Below are 2466 nucleotides of genomic sequence, written 5' to 3' on the forward strand. Positions count from 1 at the left end.
GCGCTGTTCATCCGCACCATCGGCCTTGGGCGCGCCACGGTGAAGATCGGCATCGCCAACCTCGCCTACAATTTCCGACGCTTGATCTGGCTCGAGGGGCGAACTGTGCCCGTATAGCGCCAAAACCCCCACATATTTCCACATTTCCAGCCAAAATCAGGACATCAACCCCCGAAAATCCCTGGGTTCCTACCAGCGTGACCCTCGCGGAAGCCTCAACAGGCACTCAAAGCCGGTTTAGCGAGGTGGTCCGATGCGGGCTTCATCCTGGAACCAGAGCTGGAGGCGGCGTTCAGGGTGCGCGGCGGCTGCGGCCTTCAGGGCTTCGCGCAGCCCCTTTTTGGGAAGGCGGCCTGGGCCTTGGCGTCGGACTGGGGATGGCGGGGCCGCGTCTTCTGCTTCGACAGGTTCAGCCGACGCACGATGCGCGACAGGCTGGCCGGATGCAGCGTCTTGGCGAAGCGTTCGGCGATCACCTCGCACAGGATCGGCAGGGTCCACTCCACGCAGCCGTGCCGCTTGGGATCGGGACCGGCCAAGATGATGGACTTGAGCGTTGCCTGTTCGCCCTCGCTCAGCCATTCCGACCGGCCGGGCAGCGGACGATCATGGAGCCCGTCCACGCCTTCGGCGTTGTAGCGCACCACCGCGTCGCGCAAGGCTTGGCGGTCCATGCCGGCCAGCCGCGCCGCCACCCGCCCTTTGCTCTCCCCCGCGCCAAGGCCCGCAACTCGCTGGCGCTCAGGTCGTACCGGATCGGCAACGCCGCTGGCATGCGCTCCTCCCCATTCGCGATGGCGAAGCCAATCACGGATTGCAGGGCTTGGGAATCCCCCTCAATGAGTCAGCGCTTTCGCTCGCCGGTATCACATCACGGATTGTGGCTGACGTAGGGCAAACACGCGACGGATATTGGCGTATCCATTGATCCAAGGTCCCGGGACGGCACCTTGGATCAATGGATCTTGTCTCCTGCAGGCTTACTGTATGGGGTCCTCTATGTGGACAATCCCGTTCAGCCCCTGCTGACTGAAGTCCACTCCGACCGATAGATGTGATGGTCCGTTACCATCCAAACCAGGACGCTCCATAACGCGGCGGTAAATCTCATAGACCGCTCCAGACTGAGCAGCCGGATCCTTGGCAAGGGAGCTGAAGTCTGCATGTGGCACACCAAAGGATCGCTGAACCATCTCAGGATGAGCAGAAATATGCATGCGCACCAAGCGCCGCCGGGCACCGGTTCGAGCCGCCCGTTCCAGTGGCGGCCCCGCATGGACCGCATCGGGGGTTTCCAGAAAAGCCAGAACGGAGCCTCTGCTGAAGGGCACTTCATGCAGTCTGACGTTACCAGCGTGTTGGAGCGGATCGGGGGTCAGATAGAAATGCTCGTCAATCCGCGCGCAGACCGTTGCAAGATCGTCCGCCGATTGCCTGGAAGGCAGGAACTCGACGATACGGGTCCCACGGTCGCTCTCGCTGGCATCATCCAGGTAGATCAGCAACGTCATCAGCCAATGAGGGCTGTGGCAAAAGTGCGTATGTGCCGGGTGGGGACGGTATCCGCGCCGGGATTCCATAAGCATCAAATGCTGAATACGAATATCGGGGTGGTTTGCCAGATCCTGTAGGCGGACCCAATCCAGTGACGGGAGAAGGCGGCTAAGCGCATCTTCAACGATCGGCTTGAGAACATCCTCAGTACAACCGTTCCAGAACTCTCTTCTATCCAATGACATGTTCGGGAAGAAGTTGTAAGCGCCATCCATGCCGACATGGTGAATATATACACCTTCATTGTAACCTTCGGGCGTCTGCTCCTCTCCTGTCGGCCAATGAGTCAACATTTTCTCAATGATATCATCTCCAATCACATGGTCTGCAAAAAGATAAGGAAACGGAGATTTATTTACCATTACCTTATCCATAAGAGGTTTGCGATGCAGGAAATCTTCTGAAATGCTCATGTTTCCTCAACAACTTAATATTGTACAGAAAGTGACTGAAAATATTGTACACTACCCAGCTTCTCCCCGGAACGGCATTTTCACTGTGAGTCACAGGAGGCATGCGCGGCATTTTGAGAGCTATGCGAGAATCTGGGTGATGACGGTGTGATTAGGGCGGCGCATCAAGGTGGGTGACGAAACCTGCCAGAACCTCCACGAGGGAGCGATACGCCATGGATTGAGAATAGCAAGGTTGTCCGGCTGCGTCAGCCGGAGGAGTGGAGTTGCCTTGGAAAAGTGGAGAGCCTTCGGCTTGTTGGTTATGCCGCCGCCTCGAAATCGCATGGGCTTTTGTAACCAAGCGCCGATTGGACACCTTGCAAAACTTTAGCGTGTTCGGCGTTCTGGTGATTCCCTTGTTTTGCAGGCGGGGGGGAAGCATGGCCGGTCAAGCTGGGCTGTTTGATCTTCAGGATCGCTATGCGGAGTTGAGCAAGAGCGGGGATCCGCTGGAGCG

At 58.0% G+C, this 2466-nt stretch carries 3 protein-coding genes; all 3 read right to left on the bottom strand.

The features are described 5' to 3' along the window. Nucleotides 1-317: 317 nt before the first annotated feature. Nucleotides 318-815 (bottom strand): winged helix-turn-helix domain-containing protein, encoded by a 498-nt coding sequence (locus tag EJ903_RS26085; protein ID WP_281274776.1) that lies wholly within the window; start codon nucleotides 813-815, stop codon nucleotides 318-320. 165 nt (nucleotides 816-980) lie between these two features. After that, nucleotides 981-1967, bottom strand: a complete 987-nt coding sequence (locus EJ903_RS26090) for a hypothetical protein (RefSeq protein WP_126620788.1) — start codon at nucleotides 1965-1967, stop codon at nucleotides 981-983. A gap of 302 nt (nucleotides 1968-2269) precedes the next feature. Then, nucleotides 2270-2466: hypothetical protein (locus EJ903_RS27495; protein ID WP_210211573.1), on the bottom strand; the 197-nt coding region annotated here is incomplete at its 5' end.

Origin of the sequence: Azospirillum griseum (assembly GCF_003966125.1) — a bacterium.
GTDB lineage: Bacteria > Pseudomonadota > Alphaproteobacteria > Azospirillales > Azospirillaceae > Azospirillum > Azospirillum griseum.

Coding starts and splice junctions, on each gene's coding strand:
- EJ903_RS26090 (WP_126620788.1), bottom strand. CDS start 1,967: ATGAGCATTTCAGAAGATTTCCTGCATCGCAAACCTCTTATGGATAAG.